Source organism: Mycobacterium farcinogenes, assembly GCF_019739075.1.
GTDB classification, from domain to species: domain Bacteria; phylum Actinomycetota; class Actinomycetes; order Mycobacteriales; family Mycobacteriaceae; genus Mycobacterium; species Mycobacterium senegalense.
Genome location: NZ_CP081673.1, coordinates 4,471,753 through 4,494,336 on the forward strand (window position 1 = coordinate 4,471,753; position 22,584 = coordinate 4,494,336).

Annotated in this window: 18 protein-coding genes; 10 read left to right on the top strand and 8 right to left on the bottom strand. The window is 64.3% G+C overall.

Annotated features, from left to right (window positions below; all coding sequences use genetic code 11):
- Window positions 1-90 precede the first annotated feature (90 nt).
- Genes K6L26_RS21275 through K6L26_RS21295 form a run of 5 tightly spaced genes read left to right on the top strand, consistent with a single transcriptional unit; the run spans window position 91 to window position 4,281 of the window.
- Window positions 91-834, top strand: a complete 744-nt coding sequence (locus K6L26_RS21275; protein WP_221851480.1) for an SDR family NAD(P)-dependent oxidoreductase — start codon at window positions 91-93, stop codon at window positions 832-834.
- 42 nt (window positions 835-876) lie between these two features.
- A complete protein-coding gene (locus tag K6L26_RS21280; RefSeq protein WP_221851481.1) occupies window positions 877-1,086 on the top strand; it encodes a ferredoxin in 210 nt (69 codons plus the stop codon).
- On the top strand, window positions 1,083-2,432 hold the full coding sequence (locus K6L26_RS21285; RefSeq protein ID WP_221851483.1) for a cytochrome P450: 1,350 nt from the start codon (window positions 1,083-1,085) through the stop codon (window positions 2,430-2,432). The genes K6L26_RS21280 and K6L26_RS21285 overlap by 4 nt, the downstream gene beginning before the upstream one ends.
- A gap of 26 nt (window positions 2,433-2,458) precedes the next feature.
- Window positions 2,459-3,322 carry an SDR family NAD(P)-dependent oxidoreductase gene (locus K6L26_RS21290; protein ID WP_064900021.1) on the top strand — a complete coding sequence of 288 codons (864 nt, stop codon included), beginning with the start codon at window positions 2,459-2,461 and terminating at the stop codon, window positions 3,320-3,322.
- A 29-nt stretch (window positions 3,323-3,351) separates the two neighbouring features.
- Entirely contained in the window at window positions 3,352-4,281 is a 930-nt protein-coding gene (locus K6L26_RS21295; RefSeq protein ID WP_221851485.1) for a TIGR03564 family F420-dependent LLM class oxidoreductase, read from the top strand.
- A gap of 2 nt (window positions 4,282-4,283) precedes the next feature.
- Here K6L26_RS21295 and K6L26_RS21300 read toward each other — a convergent pair whose 3' ends face one another.
- Window positions 4,284-5,477: a cytochrome P450 gene (locus K6L26_RS21300; protein WP_064900072.1), complete on the bottom strand. Its 1,194-nt coding sequence runs from the start codon at window positions 5,475-5,477 to the stop codon at window positions 4,284-4,286.
- A gap of 87 nt (window positions 5,478-5,564) precedes the next feature.
- On the opposite strand from K6L26_RS21300, the gene K6L26_RS21305 reads away from it, so the two are divergent.
- Window positions 5,565-6,416, top strand: coding sequence for a TIGR03619 family F420-dependent LLM class oxidoreductase (locus K6L26_RS21305; RefSeq protein ID WP_221851487.1), 852 nt, complete (start codon window positions 5,565-5,567; stop codon window positions 6,414-6,416).
- Window positions 6,417-6,481: 65 nt separating this feature from the next.
- Here K6L26_RS21305 and K6L26_RS21310 read toward each other — a convergent pair whose 3' ends face one another.
- Together K6L26_RS21310 and K6L26_RS21315 are read right to left on the bottom strand one after the other, a co-directional pair.
- Window positions 6,482-6,910: a VOC family protein gene (locus K6L26_RS21310; protein ID WP_043368379.1), complete on the bottom strand. Its 429-nt coding sequence runs from the start codon at window positions 6,908-6,910 to the stop codon at window positions 6,482-6,484.
- 7 nt (window positions 6,911-6,917) lie between these two features.
- Window positions 6,918-7,688: an SDR family NAD(P)-dependent oxidoreductase gene (locus K6L26_RS21315; protein WP_076216259.1), complete on the bottom strand. Its 771-nt coding sequence runs from the start codon at window positions 7,686-7,688 to the stop codon at window positions 6,918-6,920.
- Between the two features lie 127 nt (window positions 7,689-7,815).
- Between K6L26_RS21315 and K6L26_RS21320 the strand changes: the two genes are divergently transcribed.
- Entirely contained in the window at window positions 7,816-8,484 is a 669-nt protein-coding gene (locus K6L26_RS21320; RefSeq protein ID WP_076216314.1) for a nitroreductase family protein, read from the top strand.
- A 316-nt stretch (window positions 8,485-8,800) separates the two neighbouring features.
- Entirely contained in the window at window positions 8,801-9,196 is a 396-nt protein-coding gene (locus K6L26_RS21325; protein ID WP_221851488.1) for a hypothetical protein, read from the top strand.
- Window positions 9,197-9,199: 3 nt separating this feature from the next.
- On the opposite strand, the gene K6L26_RS21330 is transcribed toward K6L26_RS21325, so the two are convergent.
- From K6L26_RS21330 to K6L26_RS21340, 3 genes are all read right to left on the bottom strand, one after another.
- Entirely contained in the window at window positions 9,200-9,553 is a 354-nt protein-coding gene (locus tag K6L26_RS21330) for a cupin domain-containing protein (RefSeq protein WP_064900010.1), read from the bottom strand.
- Window positions 9,554-9,623: 70 nt separating this feature from the next.
- The gene (locus tag K6L26_RS21335; RefSeq protein WP_221851490.1) at window positions 9,624-17,336 is read right to left on the bottom strand and encodes a non-ribosomal peptide synthetase; all 7,713 of its coding nucleotides are present in this window, start codon (window positions 17,334-17,336) and stop codon (window positions 9,624-9,626) included.
- A 449-nt stretch (window positions 17,337-17,785) separates the two neighbouring features.
- Window positions 17,786-18,499 carry a LysR family substrate-binding domain-containing protein gene (locus tag K6L26_RS21340; RefSeq protein ID WP_221851492.1) on the bottom strand — a complete coding sequence of 238 codons (714 nt, stop codon included), beginning with the start codon at window positions 18,497-18,499 and terminating at the stop codon, window positions 17,786-17,788.
- A 28-nt stretch (window positions 18,500-18,527) separates the two neighbouring features.
- Here K6L26_RS21340 and K6L26_RS21345 point away from each other — a divergent pair, with 28 nt between their 5' ends.
- Together K6L26_RS21345 and K6L26_RS21350 are read left to right on the top strand one after the other, a co-directional pair.
- Window positions 18,528-18,914 (top strand): DUF5997 family protein, encoded by a 387-nt coding sequence (locus K6L26_RS21345; protein WP_036388392.1) that lies wholly within the window; start codon window positions 18,528-18,530, stop codon window positions 18,912-18,914.
- A 170-nt stretch (window positions 18,915-19,084) separates the two neighbouring features.
- Complete coding sequence (locus K6L26_RS21350) at window positions 19,085-20,011, top strand: exodeoxyribonuclease III (RefSeq protein WP_221851494.1); 927 nt, start codon at window positions 19,085-19,087, stop codon at window positions 20,009-20,011.
- Here K6L26_RS21350 and nrdE read toward each other — a convergent pair.
- Both nrdE and nrdI read right to left on the bottom strand, forming a co-directional pair.
- Window positions 19,995-22,163, bottom strand: coding sequence for a class 1b ribonucleoside-diphosphate reductase subunit alpha (nrdE, locus tag K6L26_RS21355; protein ID WP_076216253.1), 2,169 nt, complete (start codon window positions 22,161-22,163; stop codon window positions 19,995-19,997). The genes K6L26_RS21350 and nrdE overlap by 17 nt on opposite strands.
- Window positions 22,130-22,582 carry a class Ib ribonucleoside-diphosphate reductase assembly flavoprotein NrdI gene (gene nrdI, locus K6L26_RS21360; protein WP_019343306.1) on the bottom strand — a complete coding sequence of 151 codons (453 nt, stop codon included), beginning with the start codon at window positions 22,580-22,582 and terminating at the stop codon, window positions 22,130-22,132. The genes nrdE and nrdI overlap by 34 nt, the downstream gene beginning before the upstream one ends.
- Window positions 22,583-22,584: the final 2 nt, after the last annotated feature.

The following is a 22,584-nucleotide window of genomic DNA, read 5'->3' on the forward strand; positions in this document are numbered from 1 at the left end:
CGTACAGCACCACCCACGCTTGTGCCGGGCACGGCCATCCGCTATACATTCGTATAGCGGATGCGACCGGGCGCACAGGAGGACGAAACAATGAGCCGGACAGCAGTGGTGACCGGTGGCGGATCGGGGCTGGGCAGGTCCATCGCCATCCGACTCGCGGCCGACGGTAAACACGTTGGGGTTCTTGATATCAACACCGAAGCGGCCGAAAAGACCGCGACCGAGATCCAAGCGGCGGGCGGTCGAGCGATAGCTCTCGGCGTCGACGTTTCGGACGAGGATGCCGTCGCGGAGACGTTCACCCGGGTGCGCGGCGAACTGGGCCCGGTGGAGATCCTCGTGACCAGTGCGGCCATTTCCGGATTCAGCCGTCTCGACAAGATCAGCCTGGACCAGTGGAACCGGTATCTGGCGGTCAACCTGACTGGAACCTTCTTGAGCATTCGTGCGGCCCTATCGGACATGGTCGCCTCGCAGTGGGGCCGAATCATCACGATCTCCTCGGCCGCCGGCCAGAAAGGCGCACAAGGCCAGGCCCATTACTCCGCAGCGAAAGGCGGGGTCATCGCACTGACCAAGACCGTGGCGCTCGACTACGCCGCCAAGGGCATCACCGCCAACACCGTGCCGCCGTTCGCCATCGAAACGCCGATGCTGCGTGAGCAACAGGCAGCCGGGAAGCTGCCGCCGGACAAGTACCTGAACCAGATGATCCCAGCCGGGGCGCTCGGCAACCCCGAGGATGTGGCCGCGGTGTGTTCGTTCCTGGCCGCAGACGACGCCGGTTACGTCACCGGCCAGGTCATCGGCGTCAACGGCGGCGCCGTCACCTGACCTAAACCCCTTGGACCACCCATGTTTCGATCAGGAGCCACTGTGAAAGTAGAAGTCGATACGTCACGCTGCCAGGGTCACACCCTGTGCGCGATGATCGCGCCGGAAATCTTCGAACTCGATGACACCGACGGGCACGCACAGGTCGCCGTCGATGTAGTTTCAGCCGAATACCACGAGCAGGTGCACGAGGCGGTGCGCTCATGCCCGGAGCAGGCCATCCACATCCTCACCATGGAGACCGAACGATGAACGCTCCCACCGACCCAGCCGCGCGCTACCACTTCGATCGACACGGCTCCGATTACCGGGAGAACTTCCTCGACATCACCCATGAAATGCAGCGGCGGTGCCCCATCGCCTGGACTGACACCTACGACGGGCATTGGGTCGCCGCGGGTGGCCCCCAGGTGTTCGAACTGGCCCGCTGTCCGCACGTGTCCAATGACCATGACGTGAACAACGAGCGCCGCGGCTACAAGGGCATCTCCATCCCGACGATGTTGGAAGCCGAGGGCTTTCGCGGTGGCATGTTGGAGATGGACGACCCCGAGCACCGCTTCTACCGCACCGCACTCAACCCGTACCTGTCCCCCGCCGCCGTCAAACGCTGGATTCCGTTTGTCGACGAGATCGTGCGGGCCTGTATCGACGACCGCATCGAAACCGGACACATCGATTTCGTCGACGACCTGGCCAACGTGGTGCCGGCGGTGCTCACCCTGGCCATGCTCGGTGTGCGACTGGAGAAATGGACGATCTACAACGAGCCTGCACACGCCTCGGTGTACACCCCGCCGGACTCTCCCGATGCGGCCCGGGTGCGCGAGCTTTATCTGGCGATGGGTATCGACCTGTTCACCAATCTGGCTGAGGTCCGGGAGAATCCGCGGCCCGGCATCATCGATGCCCTGGCCAAATTGCGTATCGATGGCGAGGCACCGCCCGACATCGAGTTGATCGGCATGCTGAATCTGCTGATCGGAGGCGGGTTCGACACCACGACAGCACTCACTGCGCATGCCCTGGAGTGGCTGTCACACAACCCCGACCAACGCACGCAATTGAGCACCGAACGCGCCGTTCTCCTCGACCGGGCCACCGAGGAGTTCCTCCGCTACTTCACCCCTGCGCCCGGTGATGCTCGCACCGTTTCCGAGGACATCGACTTGGACGGCACCCTGCTCCGTGAGGGTGAGCGGCTCTGGTTGTCCTGGGCGATGGCCAACCGGGATCCGGCGTTGTTCGACGAGCCGGACTCCTTGGTGATGGACAGAAAGAACAACCGGCACTTCAGCTTCGGCCTCGGAGTGCATCGATGCATCGGATCTAACGTAGCCAGGACGGTGTTCAAATCCATGCTGACCGCAGTCCTCGACCGGATGCCCGATTATCAGTGTGTGGCCGACGGCACCGTCCACTACGACACCATCGGGGTGATCCAGGGCATGCGCCATCTGCCTGCCAGTTTCACCCCGGGCCCCCGCCTCGGCCCGGGAGTTGAAGAGACCGTGGCCAAACTACAGCGCGTGTGCGATGAACAGGGTCTGGCGCGGCCGATCACCGAATTGAAGACCGCAGCTGACATCAACGGCTGAGGCGAACCTCAGAGAGGACCCGAACAATGGGGCAGAACCGACCCGTCGCTGTCGTCACCGGAGCCAGCCGAGGGGCAGGCGCGGGCATCGCACAGGCGCTGGGAAGCCACGGCTGCACCGTCTACGTCACCGGACGCAGTGAGAACCAAGGAGATTCGTCGCTCACCGGCACCATTCACCAGACGGCCGACATGGTCACCGCGGCCGGCGGTCAGGGCATCGCCGTGCGCGTCGACCACGGCGACGATGACCAGGTCAAAGCGATGTTCGATCGGGTCGCCGAGGAGCACGGCCGGGTGGACATCCTGGTAAACAACGCCGCGATCATCCGCGACGAGATGATGGGCCGCACCAAGTTCTGGGAGGAGCCGCTCAGCGTGCTCGACACCCTGGATGTCGGTGTGCGCAGCAGCTATGTGGCCACAGTGCTGTGCGCGCCGCTGATGCTGCCACAGTGCCATGGACTGGTGGTCTTCACCTCATCCTCCGGGGCAGTGCATTACGCCTTCGGTCCCGCCTATGGCGTTCCGAAGGCGGGGGTTGACAAGATGGCCGCCGATATGGCGGTCGACTTGCGCGAGTTCAACATCGCGGCGGTGTCGATCTGGATGGGTTCTCTTCTGACCCAGCGGGTCCGCGCGATCATCGCCGCCAAACCAGACAAGTTCGGCCATATCCTAGATACGGCTGAAACGCCGGAGCTCACCGGCCACGTCATCTGGGCCCTGTTCAACGATCCGGACATCATGGAGTCCAGTGGTCAGACCCTCATCGGTGCCGAACTGGCGAGCAAATACGGCATCACTGACGAGGATGGACGCCAACCACCGTCCTACCGGACGATGTTCGACGTGCATCCGCACCAGCAGTACCCCCACGTCATGCGATAACACCGTTTCCGGGACAGGAGTGTCAGGCGATGCGTATCGGACTGTCCGGCGGCGCCGCGTCGGTTGACCGGATGGTCAGCCAGGCTCAGGAAGCCGAGGCCGAGGGATTCTCGTCGCTGTGGTATGCCAGCGGGGTCGCCGGCGATCCGTTGGTGGCGATGGCGATGGCTGGCCGCGCTACCGAGTCGATCGAGCTGGGAACTGCTGTGCTGCAGACGTATCCCTGCCATCCACTGTTGCAGGCCAACCGGGTGATCGCGGCCGCCAACGCCATGGGCAGGCCGGGACTGTGTTTGGGGCTCGGCCCGTCACATGAGCCGATCGTGCGCGATGTACTCGGTCTGTCCTATGACCATCCGGCCCGCAACACCGCCGACTATCTCAGAATCATCAGCCCGCTGCTGCGCGGCGAGGATGTTGACGTCGACGGTATCGACTGGAGCGCACATACCGTCGGCCGCGGCGCGCGCCCGGATCGACCGGTCCCCCTGCTGCTCTCCGCGCTGTCGCCCCGGATGCTGCGTATCGCGGCGCAGTTCGCCGACGGAGTGGTGCTGTGGATGGCTTCGCGCCAGGCGCTGGAGTCCCGGATCACCCCGATTCTCACCGCAGCGACTGCGGAGTTCGGCCGTCCCGGCCCGCGAATAGTGGCAGGGCTTCCGGTGGCGGTGCACGACGACACCGACGAAGCCCGCCATGCGGTCGCCGCCACCGCGGTCTCCTATGCGGGCATGCGCAACTACGAGCAGATCATTCGCGCCGGGGGCGGAACGAGTGCGGCCGATGTCGCCATCGTGGGTACCGAATCCGAAGTCCGTCACCAACTCCAGGCCCTGCTCGACGCGGGTGCCACCGACATCTGGGCGCAACCGGTCGCGGTAGGCACCGACCGGGCTGAGCGGTCTACCTCGATGCGACGTACCAGGGCACTGCTACGCACCCTGGCCCGCGAAGGTTGATTTCAGCCGAGGATGGCCGGCATGCTGTCCCAGCCCCGCACCGTGACAGCGGGCGCTCGGACAGTGTTCTGCTCGTCGATAGTCCAATCCGGCCACCGTTTGAGGATTTCCTCGAGTGCCACCCTGCCCTCGACCCGCGCCAATGACGCACCGAGGCAGAAATGCGTTCCCCGACCGAAGGTCACGTGGTTGTTGGCGTTGCGGTGAATATCGAAACGGTCCGGATCGTCGAATTTGCGTTCGTCACGGTTGGCCGATCCGGCGATGAGTTGGAGTGCTGAACCCATCGGAACCGTAGTTCCGTGGTAGGTCACCTCTTTGGCGACGTAGCGGGTAATACCGTGCACCGGCGGTTCGTAGCGCAACACCTCTTCGATCGCCGCCGGGATCAACGACGGGTACGCCGCTAGTTCCCGACGCTGATCAGCGTGCTCACCCAGCAGCTTGCCGAGCCACCCGAACAGCCGGCCCACGGTCTCGGTGCCGGCGTTGGCGATCACTCCGAGAAACACCAGCAGCTCCTCGGAGCTCAGCTTGCGCTCGATGCCTTCGGCATCCGTGAACTCGACGTTCAACAGCTCGGTCACCAGATCGTCAGCGGGATGGGCTTGGCGCCAGTCGACATATTCGCGGAACATGTTGCCGTTGAAGTAGTTTTCTTTGCTCACCGAGAGCGGCTCACCCGGATTGTTCCGCAGCCTGCGCCCGGCCACCTTGCGTACGTCACGCTGCAATTCGTCGGGAATCCCGACCAGCATCCCGATCACCCGCATCGGCATCTCAGCGCCGAGATCGTCCACGAAGTCAAAGCGGTCCCCGCCGATCAAGGGATCCAGGCACTTCGCGCAGAAGTCACGGACCTGCTCCTCGATGGCCCTCATCTTCCTGGGTGTGAAGGCTCGTGACACCAGCAGCCGATGCACGGTGTGCAGCGGTGGGTCCTCGTTGATGAAGACACCGAGCGGCATCACCGGGTCGGCTTTGACCACCTCCAGGATATCACCCTTGGCCGAGCTGAGGTTCTCGACGTCGCGCAGGGCATGCTCGACATCAACCATCCGTGACAACGCCCAGAAATCACGTATCTCGTTGTAGTACAACGGCGCTTCGTCGCGGAGATGCTTGTACACCGGATACGGGTCGGCATCGATCCCGACGTCGTAGGGGTCGTAGTAGAGCTGGCTGGTGTCCACCATGCGGATGCTCCTCGGTCGGTTCATCGCCGCCGGGGCGGCCAGTGCAGTACGATCGTACAGCATTCGAAGGTGATCCAAAGGAGAGTCATGGATTTGGGATTCGTCTCGCTGAACACCCCGCGAGACCTCGCGCCGGCCACCCTGGGTCCGGAACTGGAGACCCGCGGCTTCGAATCATTTTGGGTAGGTGAGCATCCGCAGATCCCTCTGGCTGCAGCAGACCAGTTCCACCACACCCTGCTCGCCGCACAGAAGCAGATTCTCGACCCGTTTCTGTCATTGCTGGCCGCCGCGCAGGTGACCGAGACGCTACGCATCGGCACTGCAGTGGCATTGCCACTGGAACGCGAATTGTTCACCTTTGCCAAGGAAGTCGCGACGCTTGACCACATGAGCAATGGTCGGGTGGTGCTCGGGGTCGGCGTGGGTGCGCGCGCCGAACTGGAAGTCTCGAGCTCGGTGCAGTGGGCTGAGCGCTACCGCGCCCTGGCCGATATGGTCACCGCACTCACCACGCTGTGGAATGACGACGAGTCCACGCACCACGGCGAGTTCTACTCCTTCGACCCGGTGTGGTCCTATCCCAAACCCAGTCAACGCCCGCGACCACCGCTACTTGCCGCGGCCACCGGGCCCAAGGCGATTCGGGAATGCCTGGCCTGGGCGGACGGCTGGCTGCCGGGGGATGCCGCGTTCCGCGACGTGGGTGCGGCCCTCGACGAATTCCGACGTACGGCCGAGGAAGCCGGTCGCGATCCGGCCAGGCTCGATTTGACGATCATGGCTTGGGGCAACCCGACCTTGGAGACTCTGATCGGCTACCGCGATCTGGGATTCAACCGGGCGGTGCTGGGCGGTGGCCGCAAGAAGGGCAGCGACCCGTCGACCACCCTGGCATTCCTGGATGATTACGCGGCCATGGTCGAAGAACTCAGGTGAGACGCGGACGGCGGTGGTGTGCCGCAAACCTCACACACCACCGCCGTAGTCGCCTCGAACGGCCCTCACCCAACCGGAACCGGGCGCACTTTCATGTGGATGAGTTCGATCAGCTGCCCCTCGGGATCACGGACCATGCAGGCGAATCCACCGCCCGGGTCGGCTACCACGGCGCCACCGGAGGACAGCACCGCGGCTTGCGCATCGGCCATGTCATCCACTGCGATCGACAGGTGCGTGAGGCCGGCACCGACCATGTTCCGCTGCGCCTCATCCGGGGCAGGATGGCCGGAGAAGGTCAACAACTGCAGCACGAATCCGTCGTTCTGCAGATAGACCGCCTCGAATCCGATGGGCTCGGCCAGCCCGAGCAGACCTGCGGCCATCTTGTCCGGGACCGTCATCCGCTGCACCTCGGTGAATCCCAGTGCCTCGTAAAACTTTTTGACGGTGTCGAGGTCGCGGACCCGAAGACCGACGTGACTGATGCTCACACCCATCTCAGATTCCCGCCGGACCGGGGCCGCCATGCATGTACAGCGTCTGACCTGAGCAGTAGCTGGAGGCGTCCGAGGCGAAGAACAATACGCCGTAACCGATCTCGTCAGGTTCGGCGATCCGCCCCGACCCATTGGTCTGACCGATCATCTCGATGTCGAAACCCTGCCTCGCCGCGTCGGCCTCCAGGCCCGGGGTACGGATGGCACCGCAGGCGATGCAGTTGACCCGTACACCTTTTCGCGTCCAAGCGGCCGCCATCGACCCGGTGAGGTTGTTCAAACCGGCCTTGGCCGCGGCATACACCGGCGCCTGCGGCATCGCCAGCAGGCTGGCCCCCGATGAGATGTTGACGATCGAACCCTTACCCTGGGCGATCATCGGCTGGGCCGCGGCCCGCGACAGATACCAGGCGCTGGACAGGTTCAAGTCCAGGACCTGGTGCCACTCGTCGTCGGTCCACTTCATCAGGGACTTGGTCTGGCCGCCACCGGCATTGTTCATCAGCACATCAAGCCGGCCGAACTCGGCGAGCGTCGTCTCGACGAGCGCATTGCACTCCTCGGCGTTGGTCACATCGGTCGGTACTGCGAGCGCCCGCCGGCCAAGCGCTTCGATTTCGGTTGCGGTCTCCTTGAGCGGATCCGGGCGACGCCCGGCGAGCACCACATCCGCGCCGTGCTGGGCCAGCACCAGCGCCGATGCCTTTCCGATTCCGGTTCCGCCACCGGTGATGACGGCGACCTTCCCCTCCATCGAGAACCTATCGCTCACCGCATCGACTCCTATCCATCGCTGTACACACGTCCAAATGCAATACGAATGTACAGCAGCTGGCTCAGTGGAGCGAGGGGTTCCGCAGATACTCGACATCGACGGCTGCGTCGAGTACACCAATGGGATGCCGGATCCAACCACCGATGTCTGGGAAGTGCTGTCCACCGCTCGGTCGATTCGCCGGTTCACCGACGAGCCGGTCGATGATGCGACACTCGAACGTTGCCTGCAGGCGGCAACCTGGGCACCCAACGGGGCCAACGCTCAACTGTGGCGCTTCGTCGTGCTCGATGCACCCGAACAGCGCGCCGCCGTTGCAGAGGCGGCTCAGATCGCTTTGCGGTCAATCGAATCGATCTACGGCATGTCCCGTCCCGATAACGAGGACCAGAGCCGGGCGGCACGAAACAACCGCGCGACATACGAATTGCACGATCGTGCCGGCGAATACACCTCGGTGTTGTTCGCGGCCTTCAAGAATGAGTTCTCGTCCGAGTTCCTACAGGGCGGCTCGATATACCCGGCGATGCAGAACTTCTACCTGGCAGCCCGTGCCCAGGGACTAGGTGCGTGCATCACCAGTTGGGCGTCCTACGACGGCGACAAAGTCTTGCGTGCATCCATCGGCATTCCCGACGAGTGGTTCCTCGCCGGCCACATCGTGGTCGGCTGGCCACGAGGCAAGCACGGGCCGGTACGGCGTCGTCCGCTGTCCGATGTCGTGTTCCGCAATCACTGGAACCCCGAGCGCGCCGATATCACCTACGGCCGCGGCGCGCGACCTCGGCGCTGAGGCATCACCGCAGTCTCGGGTGGGCAGGTAGACGGGCCTGCATGCTTCAAGCCTGATGGCTCATCCTGGTGACCGCCATCGATTTTTGGCGGCTACACCACACCTGCCCGTCAGATAGCGTGACAGCGTGCCTTCGCTAGCTCGATTCGGCAGGAAATGCGGATTCGCTGTGACTCTCGGGGCACTCGCATGTGCCACTGCCTGTTCGCACCTGGTGACCGGGCAACCAGTCGCCGGAAGCGATGCCCGAAGCGCGTCCACCGGGGAATGGCGTGAGCGTGTCCTCCCTTCGGACTGTCTGCTCACCGGTGAGCAGATGTCAGCCCTTTCAGGCGTCGAAATCGACGACGGCCTGGACACCGACATCAAGAACACCGATGGGACCATCGGACGTAGCTGCAAGTACTATGCCTCCGCGGGCGGCGTGCTGTCGTTCACGGCATCGATAAAGGTCCTGTCTCCGTCCAGCGGAGTGATCACCGAGCAGCTGCTGGCCGGCATCGGCAAACCGGGGGCCACTGAAGTACCCGGCATCGGCCGACGCGTCGTCATTGAACCCATAACGGGCCCAAGCAATTTCCCGGTCATGCGGGTCGTCTCCGACCAGTATCTGGCGAACGTGGTGCTGGTCGCCGGCAACATCCCCGGGCCACCCGACAATGCCGCGTGGAAACGGGCGGCATCGGAGATCCTCAAGGCGTTGCCCGCCTGATCGTCAGCCTTCTGGGTAGAAGAGGAACAGCACGCACCCGTCCGCAGACTGCGGTACGTGCCACGAGCCGGCCGGAGCGTGCAGGAATGTGCCTGCGGCGTAGTCGTTGACGCCGTCGTTGAACACACCGGAAACCACGTAGACCTCTTCGGGGCCTGGGGCATGCAGGTCTTGTCCGACCCAGACCGCGCCCGGTGCGATGGTTGTCACCGCCGCCTTGGCACCGTTCGCGCCCGTCCAGAGCAGTTGGACGGTGATTCCGGGTGAGACTTCGGTCGGCTCGACATCCGTTGTCGACTTCCAGACGTACCCGGGCGCGTTCGGGCCGAATGACGCAACATCACCGCTTGTTGTCATATCTGCACGAACCGTGCGCATCCGCTTGCAATTCCCGAGCCACCGAATCGCAGTTCAGAGGCGCAATCCACTAGGCCGACGATTCCAGCGGAGGAAGCAGGCCGAACCGCTCCAGATCGGTGACGTATTTGGTGATGATCGGCGGTGAGATGTGTGGAATATCGGGATTTTCGTTGTCCGGTCCGATCCCGGCTTGTCGTACCGCCGCCCGGAATCGATCGGTCGGTCCGTAGGATCCGAGCGTGGGCTCCGGGGCTTTCAGATCGCTGGTGAACTGCGCCAAGATCTGTAACACCGAATGCCTGCGCTGCCGCTCTGGCAGCGCGCGCAGAGCAGTCTCGAAGCGCTGCAACCATTCCCCGAAATCGGCGATGCGCTCGATCCGGTAGCCCGCCTCGATCAGCCAGTCGACGTATTCGTCGATGCCGATGCCGTCGTCGTGCGGATTCATCACGTGATACGTCTCGAACTCGGCCGAGCCGGCAAGGGCCAGCTGCCAGCCCAACGTGGTGATCGCCTCGGCGACGAATCCGACGGGCAATGCGTCGTAGTGGGCTCGTTGGCGGTTGCCGTCGGCGTCGAGTTGATAGAACGATGCCGGCGCGAGTCCGGTGGCCACGACGCTCAGTACCATCCGGGTGAAATTGTCCGGGACGTTGAGCTGCCCTGCGTAGCTGGTGTCGGCCAGGATCATGTCGCAACGGAACACCGCAACTGGCAGGCCGCACAGATCGTGCGCCTCACGCAGCAGCACTTCCCCGGCCCACTTGCTGTTGCCATAGCCGTTGGCGAAACTGCCGTCGAGCGTACGAACCGGGCTGATGATCCGGATGTCGGCGTGCTCGGTGAATGCCGACGGCTCGATCTGATGGCGTACGTCGGCAGTCGACACGAACGTATAAGGCTTCAACTTCGCGGTGATCGCGAAGCGGATCAGTTCGGCAGTGCCCACCACGTTGGGTCCGAAAAACTCGTTGTAGGGCAGGATTCCATTCACGAAAGCAGCCGAATCCACGATGACGTCGACCGTTTCGGCCAACTGTCGCCAGGTCGGTTCGGCCAACCCGAGGTTGGGCCGGCCCTTGTCCCCGGCGATCACCTTGAGCCGGCCGTCAGTCAGTGCGCGGAAATGGCGGTAGAGCACCGGGTCGGTGTCGAACGTCGCCTCCAGCCTCCGTCGCGCCTGATCGTCCGACTCGGCGCGCACCAGACAGATCACCGCGTCGTCGGCTCGGCGCAGGCGGCTGAGCCAGTCCAGCAGCAGATAGCGGCCCAGGAAGCCGGTGGCTCCGGTCAGCAGGACGGTGTGTGGCTTGTCGGTGGGGCGAGGCAGGTTTGGCGCAGCCCGTAGCGTCGGTCCGTCGATGAACTTCTCCAGCTTCAGGTCGCCGGCCCGCAGTACGTCGCGTCCGGCGCCGTGCACGGATTCGAAAGTGATATCACCCCCGCCGGGCTGGGCCCGCGATTCCGCATCGCGGTCCAACTGCCGGCACACACCACTCACCGAAGGCGTCTCGAACAAGGTGCGCACCGCGAGGTCTGACTCCAGTGCCGTGTTCACCGCTGCCACCACCCGCATCGCTGAGATCGAGTCACCGCCCAGCTCGAAAAACGAATCATCTACCCCGACGCGCTCGACTCCGAGAACCTGGGCGTAGATGGCTGCCACCGTCGCCTCGGTCTCGGTGGCCGGTGCGCGGTACGGATCGGTGCTCTGGAACTCCGGGGCGGGCAGTGCCCGCTTGTCGAGCTTGCCGTTGAGCGTGAGCGGGAGTGCACCGACGGTCATGATGGCTGCCGGCACCATGTACGCCGGGAGCTTCTCGCTCAGTGAGCGACGTAGCGTAGCGGAATCGACGCTACCGGTAGCTGTTTCGGTGACATAGCCGACCAGGCGCTTGTCGCCGGGACGGTCCTCGCGGACGAGGACCGCAGCCTGCGCCACCCCGTCGAGATCTGCCAGGGCGGCTTGGACCTCGCCCAGCTCGATGCGGTAGCCGCGGATCTTGACCTGCTCATCGGCGCGGCCCAGGTACTGCAGTTGGCCGTCATCGCCCCACCGCACCAGATCCCCGGTCCGATACATCCGTGCGCCGGGACGGCCGAACGGGCAGGCCACAAATCGCGACGCGGTCAGCTCGGGCCTGCGGACATAGCCGAGTGCCACACCGAGGCCGGCCACGTACAGTTCACCCGCCACACCGGCTGGAACCTGCCGCAGCCAGTCGTCCAGCACGAACAACGCCGCCCCGGGTACCGGAGACCCGATCGGGACGACGGCTGCCTCCGCCGTCAAAGGCGCGCTGATCGTGGCGTAGATCGTGGTCTCGGTCGGGCCGTAGCCGTTGACCATCACCCGCCCGGCGGCCCATCGGCTCACTACCTCGGTGGGGCACTCCTCGCCGGCCACCATCAGCGACGTCGACTCCAGACCCGCTTGTTCGAGTGCCGCCAGCGCGGCGGGCGTCTGGCTCAAGACGGTGACCTGTTCGGCGACCACCAGCTCGTGTAGATCCCGTGGTGAGGCGGCAACCGAGTCTGGGACCACCACCAGCCGCGCACCGTGCAGCAGGGCGCCCCAGATCTCCCAGACCGAGTAGTCGAAACCGTAGGAATGGCACTGCGTCCAGACCTGTCCCGGCGCTGACGCAAGACCGACATCCAATGAATCGAACAGCCGGGTGACGTTGTGATGAGTGACGGCTACGCCTTTGGGAGTTCCGGTGGTGCCCGAGGTGTAGATCGCATACGCGACGTCGTCGGGTGCGGGCGCAGACAGGATGGGCGCGCCGTCGGCGATACCGCCCGACGCGTCGGCATCGATGACCGGCAGGTCCAAGCTGTCCAACCGCGAACGTAATTCGCGTGTGGTCACCGCGACGATGGGCGCGGCATCGGCGATCATGAAACTCAGCCGAGCGCTCGGCACCGCAGGATCGATCGGCAGATAAGCTGCCCCGGTTTTGAGCACCGCCAGCATCGCCACGATGGCCTGGGCGCAACGGGGAACCATCAGCGCCACGAAGTCGCCGGGTTTCGCACCGTGTGCCGCCAGCTGATTCGCCAACCGGTCGGCCGCCTGGTCCAATTCACGATAGCTCAACGCGCGTCCCTCGAACGTCACCGCAGGCGCCTGCGGGGTACGCGCCACCTGTTCGGCAAACCGCTGCGGAATGCTGGCGGGTTCGCTTCCCGAGACGGACAACACTTTTCGGTGTGCCCACTCGTCGAGGCGCTCATGCTCGGCCGCATCGAGCACACTGATGGCGCGCAACGGCCGACCCGGCTCCTCGACCATAGCGCCCAGCAGTCGCTGGAACCGCTCGATCAGCACGTCGATGCTCGCCGCATCGAATGCGGCCGTATCGAACTCCACCCGGACGCCGAGCTCGTGGCCGGGAACCACGATCACCGACAGTGGGTAATGGTTGAACTCGCGGGTGCTGAAGTCCGTGAACGCCAATTCGTGGGCACTGGAGAACACGCTGGTGTCCATCGGGTAGTTCTCGTAGAGAAACAGCGTGTCGAACAACCGATCGTGACCGGTGAGCTGATGGATCTCGCTCAATGACAGATGTTCGTGCTCGACAGTGTCATTGTGGGCGGTCTGCAACTGGCCCAACAGATCTGCGAGGGTCTCGTCCGCCGCCGCATGGGCTCGCACCGGCACCGTGTTGATCAGCAAGCCCACGATGGTCTCGGAGCCGGACAACTCCGCCGGACGGCCCGAGACCGCCGTGCCGAAGGCCACGTCGCGCCGGCCGGTAATCGTCATCAGCAACTGCGCCCAGGCCGCCTGCAGGACGGTGTTGACGGTGGTGTGACATGAGCGTGCCAGTTCACCAACGGATTTCGTGACATCGGCCGACACCCGGTAGGTCCGCACACCGCGTGCTCCGGGATCTGCCGGTGCGGCGACCAAAGTTGGATGTTCGAATCCGTCCAGCGCCTGACGCCAAACCGCCCGTGCGGTGTCGTGGTCCCGGGCGGCCAACCAGCTCACGAAGTCCCGATAGCTCCCCGTCACCGGCAACCGCTGCCCGAAGTAGCTGGCGCAGATCTCCTGCATCAGGATTGGCAGCGACCAGCCGTCGATGACGATGTGATGAAAGGTCAGCGCGATCCGGTGCTCATTGCCTCTGGTCCGGATCAGCGCCGCCCGGAATGGCGGCCGACTGCGCAGGTCGCAGACCGCGGCCCGTTCGGCCGCACACAACTGGTCGATCTCCGCATCGGGCGTGCGATCGTCCTCCCGCAGATCCAGGTAGCGGTACGCCATCGCGGGGTCCTGGGGAATGACCTGTACCGGCTCCCCCATCTGGACGCAGAACTTGGCCGCCAGATTGGGGTGGCGCCCCACGACTGACTGCAGCGCCTCGCGCAACCGATCGCGATCCAGTACTCCGGTCGCCGTGAGAACCAGCTGCACGGTGTACACATCCGCCGCTGCCACGGCATCGGACCCATGACCGAGGTCGGTGTGAAACAGCAGACCTTTCTGCACCGAAGTCAGCGGCAGCACGTCGGCGACGCGGTATTGCTGCTCCAGTTCGTCGATCTCCGGCTGGCTCAGCCGAGCGGGCACGATATCCGACGGGGTCAGCCCACCGCCACCGGCGGACACGTGCGCACAGATTCCGGTCAGCGCCTCGAACCAGAGCCGGCTCAGTCGCAGCAGTTCCGCCTCGCCCAGCAATGACGGCGCCCAGGTCCACGCGGCGCGAAGACGCGGCCCCGAAGCGCTGTCCTCGATCCCCGCGTTGAGCTCCACCGTATGCATCAACGGCATGGCCACCGTCGATGCCGCGTCGGCGATGGCCAGCGCCTTCTGATCGATGCGCCACAAATCGTCGGAGCCCTGGACACCACTGGCCCCGAGGCGCCCCAAATAGTTGAATCCGATGGTCGGCTCCGGGCCGTCCAGATCAATGTCGGGATTCAGATGTCGCAGCAGTCCATAGGTGAGTCCGTCGGGCGCACCACGCAACTGCTCCTTGACGGCTTTGACGATGGGACCGAGAACGCCCGCTCCGGAGGCAACCTGCTCCCACAGCAGATTTCCGGTCGACAGCGAGACCGGATACCTGGTGGTGAACCAGCCCACGGTTCGGGACAGGTCCATATCGGGCGCCAGCTCTTCGTGCCGGCCGTGGCCCTCCACATCGATCCCGATCGGTGCCGGGCCGGTACCCAGGAATTCGTTCCACGCCAATCCGAATGCGATCAGCAAAATGTCTTGTACCCCAGCGTGAAACGCCGCGGGTACCGCGCCGAGCAACTGACGGGTGGTGGTGGAATCCAGCGAAACCGACAGCTGTCCGGCGTCGGCGTAGGTGTCCCGGGCGGGGTCGATGGCGGGCAGCGCGAGCGGATTCGACAACACCTGCCGCCAGGTGTCGGCCAGCTCTACCACCCCGGCACTCGAGGCGTGATCCTTCAGTACCGCCGACCACCGGGCGAATGAGGTGCCACCGGACGGTATTTGCACCGGCTCGCAACGCTGTAGTTGAGACCAGCCGATATTGAAGTCCTCCAGGAGGATTCGCCAAGACACCCCGTCGACAGCCAGATGATGGATGAGCAGCGCCAGCTGACCGGTATCCGCCGCCCACAGCGCCGAGAGCACTTGGCCCGCGGACAAATCGAGTCGGTTCCGCGCGGCCGCCAATGCCTCGTCTGAGAGGGTGTCGACGGTTCGCAAGCAGTCTCGGGCAGCTACCGAACCCGCGTCGGGCACGGTCAGTGACCAACCGTCTGCTTGCGCCCGGACCTGCAGCCGCAACATCGCGTGGCGATCCAGCAGGGCCTGGAGCACGGCGATCAGGTCTGACTCGGTCGCTTTCCCGGGCGCCCGCAGCACGACTGTCTGATTGAATTGCCCGACAGGGCCTTTGACGGATTGCAGCCACCGCATGATCGGAGTGGGCACCACCGGCCCGAGGCCTTCGTCCACTACCCCTTCTGCGCCGACCTCGCCGCACACTGCCGCCAGTCGGGCCACGGTCTGTTCCACGAACACGTCACGCGGCCGGAACTGCACGCCATGCGCCCGGGCCAGCGCGACCACTTGCATCGACAGGATGCTGTCTCCGCCCAAGCCGAAGAACGAGTCGTCGACACCAATCCGCTCCTGGCCCAACACCTTGGCGTAAATCTCGGTCAGCAGCGTCTCAAGTTCAGTACTCGGAGCCCGATATTCGGTTGCACTGCTGCGGTATTCCGGAGCCGGAAGGGCGCGCCTGTCGAGCTTTCCGTTGATCGTCAGGGGCAGAGATTCCAGCACCACCACGGCGGCCGGGACCATGTACGCGGGCAATCGCTTGGCCAGCGCATTGCGGATCCCGGCCGGATCGGCAGTCCCGGTGATGTAACCCACGAGACGTTTGTCGCCAGGGCGGTCTTCCCGGGCGATCACCACAGCCTGGTCCACACCGTCCGACTGGGCCAGCACGGCCTGGATCTCGCCCAGTTCGATGCGGTAACCGCGAATCTTGACCTGTTCATCGGCCCGCCCCAGATACTCCAGCTGCCCGCTGTCGTCCCATCGAGCCAAATCCCCGGTGCGGTACATCCGTTGTCCCGGCGCACCGAATGGACAGGCCGCGAACCGCGATGCCGTCAAGCCGGGTCGTCGCAAGTATCCGACGGCCACCCCCGCCCCGGCCACATACAGCTCGCCCATCGTGCCCTCGGGCGCCGGCCGCAGAAACTCGTCCAGCACGAAGGCGGCGCCCCGCGGTACCGGGCGGCCGATCGGCACCGTGTTCGACTCTCCTGACAACGGTGCGCTGACAGCCGCATAGATCGTGGTCTCAGTCGGACCATAGGCGTTGATCATCACCCGCCCCGGCGCCCAGCGTCTGACCAGATCCGCCGGGCAGGCTTCGCCGGCCACCACCAATGTCGTCGAATCCAGGCCGTCTGGAGACAACATTCCTGCTGCGGAAGGAGTTTGGCACAGTACCGAGACCTTCTGTGTGAGCAGCAGGTCATGCAGGTCCACCGGTGAGCTTCCCACCGACTCCGGCACCACCACCAAGCGGCCACCGTGCAACAGGGCGCCCCAGATCTCCCAAACCGAGACGTCGAACACCAGCGAATGCCATTGCGACCAAACCTGTTGCCCACCTAAAGGCAATTCGACCGGTAGCGACTGGAGTAGCTGGGTAACGTTAAGATGCGTCACCGCAACGGCTTTGGGCACTCCGGTCGTTCCCGACGTGTAGGTCAGGTATGCCAGGTCATCGGCTGCCGGTTCCGGCAATCGATCGTCGGGCGACCCGTCGTAGGCAAGTCCGTCGCCGACGATCACCGGGATGTCACAGTTTGTCAACCGCGCGCGCAATTCAGCCGTCGCGACCGCGACGACCGGCTCGGCATCGGTGACCATGAACCCTATGCGCGCATCGGGGTGTGCCGGATCGATCGGCAGATAGGCCGCCCCGGATTTGAGCACGGCCAGGATCGCGATGATCGCCTCGGCAGACCGGGTGAACAACAGCGCGACCACCGCACCCGGGCGGGCTCCATGGTCGACCAACACATGCGCCAACCGATTGGCGGCCCGATCCAGCTCCAGGTAGCTCCACGAGCGTTCCGCACACGTCAATGCTGTCGCGGTCGGAGTCCGATTTACCTGCGCCGAGAACAACTCCGGTATCGATGCCGGCGCGGGCGCCGGCTGCGTCAGGACTGCACGATTGCCCCAGACATCCAGGTTGTCGTGCTCGTCGTCGCCGAGCAGGTCGATCGACAGCAATCGAAGTGACGGGTCTCCACTCATGATTCCTCCCCCGAGAATCGACGACTACGGTCCCCGAACCCGTCACAAAATGGCGCCGCCGAACTCCCGTATCACGAAAGAATAATGTGGAGGTTAGTGCCCTATCCATCGTTCGCGAAAACTCACGTTCGCCAATTTATTCGCAAATACGAGGCTGCCGGTATCTCAATTGCTCCATGCGCTATGGCAAATATTGAGCGTTCCGAAATATCAATGATCACGCCAGCATAGATCCGACAATCGGATCCGGCCCTACCGGCCGTTACCCGGGAACACCGGCCGCTTCGACGGCGAAACCGAGCGGTGCAAATCGCCGATGAAGCAAATATCTGCAGAAATGGCAAATCACGAAGATCTTGCTCCTGGGAGATTGTCGATCCGCATATTTGACATGCACGACAGCTTTGCCAATCTCTCACCGGCCCGCCCACAGTCTTTGCCGGAATGCGTCAGCGTCGCCCGCGCTTGGTCGAGCCTGGCTTGCGGGCCACCTTGCCCGCCGCGGCCCGGGCGGCCTGTTTCGCGAGTGTTTTCTCCCGCGCGGTGCGTTTCGGTGCCGGCTGGGCCTGCCCTCGCGACGAACCGGCCTTGCGACCCCGAACGATCCCGATGAACTCCTCGACCAGGTCAGACTGCGGCCCCTCAGGGAAGGCGAGTGCGACCGGACATGCGGGGGCGTCGGTGATCGGGCGATACGTCAGGTCCTTGCGGTGATGCAGCCGCGCCAGGGACTGTGGAACGACGAGCGCGCCCATCCCGGCGGCGACGAGTTCTATTGCGTCCTTGGTGGTCTCGGGTCGATGGTCGACCGGACTGCCGGGACCGTCCGGCCAGCCGACGACGTCGTCGAGTGGCAACAACCTCGGCTCGCCGTCGAGGTCCGCGGCGGTGATCTCGTCGCCGGCGCTGAGAAGGTGATCGGTCGGCACCACGACCACCGTTGTCTCGTCGTACAGCGGGATGAGGGCCAACCCCGACTGGTCGGCGGGCGGCCGGAGCAACGCCACATCGACGGCGCCCGTCCGCACCGCGTCGGCTGCGTCGGCCGCGTCAATGGCACACAACTGCAGCGGCACTCCCGGGTGGCGCTCGGTCCAGATCCGCGCCCACTTCGCGGGCGTCCCGCCGGGGACGTACCCGAGGGTGAGGGATGGCGAGGTCACCGCCCCACGTTACCGATAGGCTGGTGCCATGAGCAGGCCAAACGCACAGTCCATGAAACCCGCCACCGCGGCGAAGAAGCTGGACGTGTACTTGCCCGCCACACCTGCCGAGTTCCAGGAGAACGCGATCACCCGCGCTGAACTTGCTGCGCTGCAGGAGAACCCTCCGCAGTGGCTCAAGGACCTCCGCAAGAACGGCCCGCATCCGAAGAACCTCGTGGCAGCCAAGCTCGGCATCTCGATCGCCGGTCTCGCGCGCGGCGGTGTCGGGGATGCACTCACCACCGAGCAGATCGATCAGCTGCTCGAAGAGAAGCCGGAGTGGCTGGTCGCCGAACGCGAGAGCTACCAGAACGTGCTGACCGAGCAGCGGCGGCTGAAGGCACTGCGCGCGGAGCAGGCTCGCGAAAGCTGACGGACCGGTGAACATGGGCTGCCGGCCCATTTCCCGGGGGCTGCTCCCACGCCGCAGAGAGCGGAATCGCGAAAAACGTTCAGCGCAACGTGCGTTGGCGGCCTTCGGTGACCGGGTGGGTCGAAAATGACGACTCGATGATGCACTTCGAACGGAACAGCCGGCCCCCGATGCCCGACACTCCAACCCCTGCGCTGGGCATCGCCACCTTCAACGTCAACGGGATCCGAGCGGCACGCCGTCGAGGCTTCGAGGACTGGCTCACCGAGCGGAGGCTCGATGTGGTGGCCCTGCAAGAGTTGCGCTGCCCAGCCGAGGAGATCGGCGCGTTCGACGGTTATCACGCGGCAATCGACTGCGGCTCGATTCCGGGCCGCAACGGCGTCGCGATCCTGGCACGCCAAGCACCGTCGGCCGCGCGGACCTGGGTCTCGCATCCGCCGCGGAGCCGGGGCCTCGGGGCCTACGCGCACGAAGGCCGGTACCTCGAGGTCGACCTCGCGGACATTCCCCTCACGGTGGCGTGCCTCTACCTGCCCAAGGGCGGCCTCCCGGCGCACCTGCAGCGGCCAGGCAACATTCGCGACATCCCCGACGGCGGCGCCAAGTACGACCGGAAGATGCGCTTCCTCGAGGCGTTCGCGCGCGAGCTGCGCCGAAACCGCCGGGCGGCGCTCGAGGCGGGCCGCGAGTTCCTGCTGCTCGGTGACCTGAACCTGGCCCATCTTCGGCACGACGTCACCAATTGGCGGCCGGCGCAGAAGATGGAGGGCTTCCTCCCCGAGGAACGCGCCTGGTTAGGCGCACAGATCGGGCCCCGCACCCTTATCGATGTGGTCCGGACGCTGCACGGCGACCGCCCCGGGCCATTGTCCTGGTGGAGTTGGGCCGGCGAGTCGTTCGTCAAGGACGTGGGCTGGCGGATCGATCACCACCTGGCCACGCCGCGGCTCGCCAGAACCGCCGTCTCAGTGACGGTCGACAAGGCACCCACACCCGGCGCGCGGCTATCCGATCACGCGCCTGTAATCGTGCGGTACGCCTTCCACTGCACGCCGGTGACGGGTCAGCGACCGCCTGTCACAACATGCAGCTGACGCAACCTTCAACCTCGGTGCCTTCCAAGGCCATCTGACGCAGCCGGATGTAGTACAGCGTCTTGATTCCCTTGCGCCAGGCGTAGATCTGCGCCTTGTTGACGTCGCGGGTGTTGGCGGTGTCCTTGAAGAACAGCGTCAAACTCAAGCCCTGATCCACGTGCTGGGTGGCCGCGGCATAGGTGTCGATGATCTTCTCGTAGCCGATCTCATACGCATCCTGGTAGTACTCCAGGTTGTCGTTGGTCAGATACGGCGCCGGGTAGTAGACGCGGCCGATCTTGCCTTCCTTGCGGATCTCGATCTTGCTCGCCACCGGGTGGATCGAGGAGGTCGAGTGGTTGATGTAGGAGATCGACCCGGTCGGCGGAACGGCCTGCAGGTTCTGGTTGTAGATGCCGTGCTTCTGCACCGACTCCTTCAGCTGCTTCCAGTCATCCTGGGTCGGGATGTGGATCTCCGCGTCGGCGAAGATCTGCCGCACCTTGTCGGTGGCCGGCTCCCACACCTGCTCGGTGTATTTGTCGAAGAACTCACCGGAGGCGTACTTCGAATCCTCGAACCCGCCGAACTTCGTACCTCGTTCGATCGCAATGAGATTCGACGCGCGCAGGGCGTGGAACAGCACGGTGTAGAAGTAGATGTTGGTGAAGTCGATGCCCTCTTCGGAGCCGTAGTGGATCCGTTCGCGGGCCAGGTACCCGTGCAGGTTCATCTGTCCCAGGCCGATGGCGTGCGAGCTGTTGTTGCCCTGCTCGATCGACGGCACCGACCAGATGTGGGTTTGGTCGCTCACCGCGGTCAGTGCCCGGATGGCCACTTCGATGGACTGGGCGAAGTCCGGTGAGTCCATCGTCTTGGCGATGTTCATCGACCCCAGGTTGCACGAGATGTCCTTGCCGACCTTCTTGTAGGACAGGTCGTCGTTGAACTCCGAAGCGGTCGAGACCTGCAGGATCTCCGAGCACAGGTTGGAGTGGGTGATCTTGCCGGCGATCGGATTCGCCCGGTTCACGGTGTCCTCGTACATGATGTACGGGTAGCCCGACTCGAACTGCAGCTCGGCCAGTGTCTGGAAGAACTCGCGGGCCTTGATCTTGGTCTTGCGGATCCGCGCGTCGTCGACCATCTCGTAGTACTTCTCGGTCACCGAGATGTCGGCGAACGGGACGCCGTAGACCCTCTCGACGTCGTACGGCGAGAACAGGTACATGTCCTCGTTCTTCTTGGCCAGCTCGAAGGTGATGTCCGGGATCACCACACCCAGCGAGAGTGTCTTGATCCGGATCTTCTCGTCGGCGTTCTCGCGCTTGGTGTCGAGGAACCGGTAGATGTCGGGGTGGTGCGCGTGCAGGTACACCGCACCGGCACCCTGGCGGGCGCCGAGCTGGTTGGCGTAGGAGAACGAGTCCTCCAGCAGCTTCATGATCGGGATGACGCCCGAGCTCTGGTTCTCGATGTTCTTGATCGGTGCGCCGTGCTCACGAATGTTGGTCAGCAGCAAGGCAACTCCGCCGCCACGCTTGGACAGTTGCAAGGCTGAGTTGATGGAGCGCCCAATGGACTCCATGTTGTCCTCGATGCGCAGCAGGAAGCAGGACACCGGCTCGCCGCGCTGCTTCTTGCCCGAGTTGAGGAAGGTGGGCGTGGCCGGCTGGAAACGGCCGTCGATGATCTCGTCGACGAGCTTCTCGGCCAGCACGGTGTCACCGGCGGCCAGGGTCAGCGCCACCATCACGACACGATCCTCGAAGCGCTCCAGGTAGCGCTTTCCGTCGAAGGTCTTGAGCGTGTAGGAGGTGTAGTACTTGAACGCGCCGAGGAAGGTCGGGAACCGGAACTTCTTGGCGTAGGCCCGATCCAGCAGGCTCTTGACGAAGTTGCGGCTGTACTGGTCGAGCACCTCGCGCTCGTAGTACTCCTTCTCGATCAGGTAATCGAGCTTCTCGTCCTGACTGTGGAAGAAGACCGTGTTCTGGTTGACGTGCTGCAGGAAGTACTCCCGCGCGGCCCGCACATCCTTGTCGAACTGAATCTTGCCGTCGGCGTCGTACAGATTCAGCATCGCGTTGAGCGCGTGGTAATCGGTCTCGCCGGGCAGGGCGTGCCCGGGAGTGGTTACAGGCTCTGCAGCTGTGACGGTTGGTGGCACGTCTGGTCCTTCCAAAAGTCTTTCAACCCCGCACGAACAGCTTCGACATCGTCCGGGGTTCCCATGAGTTCGAAGCGATAGAGGTACGGCACACCGCATTTGCGCGAGACCACATTGCCCGCGTACGCGAACTCCGCACCGAAGTTGTTGTTGCCCGCGGCGATGACGCCGCGGATCAACGACCGATTGTGTTCATTGTTCAGAAAGGCGATGACCTGCTTGGGCACATACCCGCCGTTGTTGATGTCAGGGGTGGCGCGGCCGCCGCCGTAGGTGGGAAGGATCAGAACGTAGGGTTCGTTCACCTCGATGCGACCGTGCAGCGGGATGCGGGTGACGCGGTCTTCGGGCCACTGCAGCTTCTGGACGAAGCGGTGGGTGTTCTCCGAGACGCTGGAGAAGTAGACGAGGTGACTCATCG

Bases quoted from the DNA above. Each gene is read 5' to 3' on its own strand.
- K6L26_RS21325 (WP_221851488.1), top strand. From the start codon at position 8,801: ATGTCAGCCCTTTCAGGCGTCGAAATCGACGACGGCCTGGACACCGAC.
- K6L26_RS21295 (WP_221851485.1), top strand. From the start codon at position 3,352: ATGCGTATCGGACTGTCCGGCGGCGCCGCGTCGGTTGACCGGATGGTC.
- K6L26_RS21285 (WP_221851483.1), top strand. From the start codon at position 1,083: ATGAACGCTCCCACCGACCCAGCCGCGCGCTACCACTTCGATCGACAC.
- K6L26_RS21275 (WP_221851480.1), top strand. From the start codon at position 91: ATGAGCCGGACAGCAGTGGTGACCGGTGGCGGATCGGGGCTGGGCAGG.
- K6L26_RS21290 (WP_064900021.1), top strand. From the start codon at position 2,459: ATGGGGCAGAACCGACCCGTCGCTGTCGTCACCGGAGCCAGCCGAGGG.
- K6L26_RS21350 (WP_221851494.1), top strand. From the start codon at position 19,085: ATGCCCGACACTCCAACCCCTGCGCTGGGCATCGCCACCTTCAACGTC.
- K6L26_RS21305 (WP_221851487.1), top strand. From the start codon at position 5,565: ATGGATTTGGGATTCGTCTCGCTGAACACCCCGCGAGACCTCGCGCCG.
- K6L26_RS21300 (WP_064900072.1), bottom strand. From the start codon at position 5,477: ATGGTGGACACCAGCCAGCTCTACTACGACCCCTACGACGTCGGGATC.
- K6L26_RS21345 (WP_036388392.1), top strand. From the start codon at position 18,528: ATGAGCAGGCCAAACGCACAGTCCATGAAACCCGCCACCGCGGCGAAG.
- nrdI (WP_019343306.1), bottom strand. From the start codon at position 22,582: ATGAGTCACCTCGTCTACTTCTCCAGCGTCTCGGAGAACACCCACCGC.
- K6L26_RS21335 (WP_221851490.1), bottom strand. From the start codon at position 17,336: ATGAGTGGAGACCCGTCACTTCGATTGCTGTCGATCGACCTGCTCGGC.
- K6L26_RS21320 (WP_076216314.1), top strand. From the start codon at position 7,816: ATGCCGGATCCAACCACCGATGTCTGGGAAGTGCTGTCCACCGCTCGG.
- K6L26_RS21330 (WP_064900010.1), bottom strand. From the start codon at position 9,553: ATGACAACAAGCGGTGATGTTGCGTCATTCGGCCCGAACGCGCCCGGG.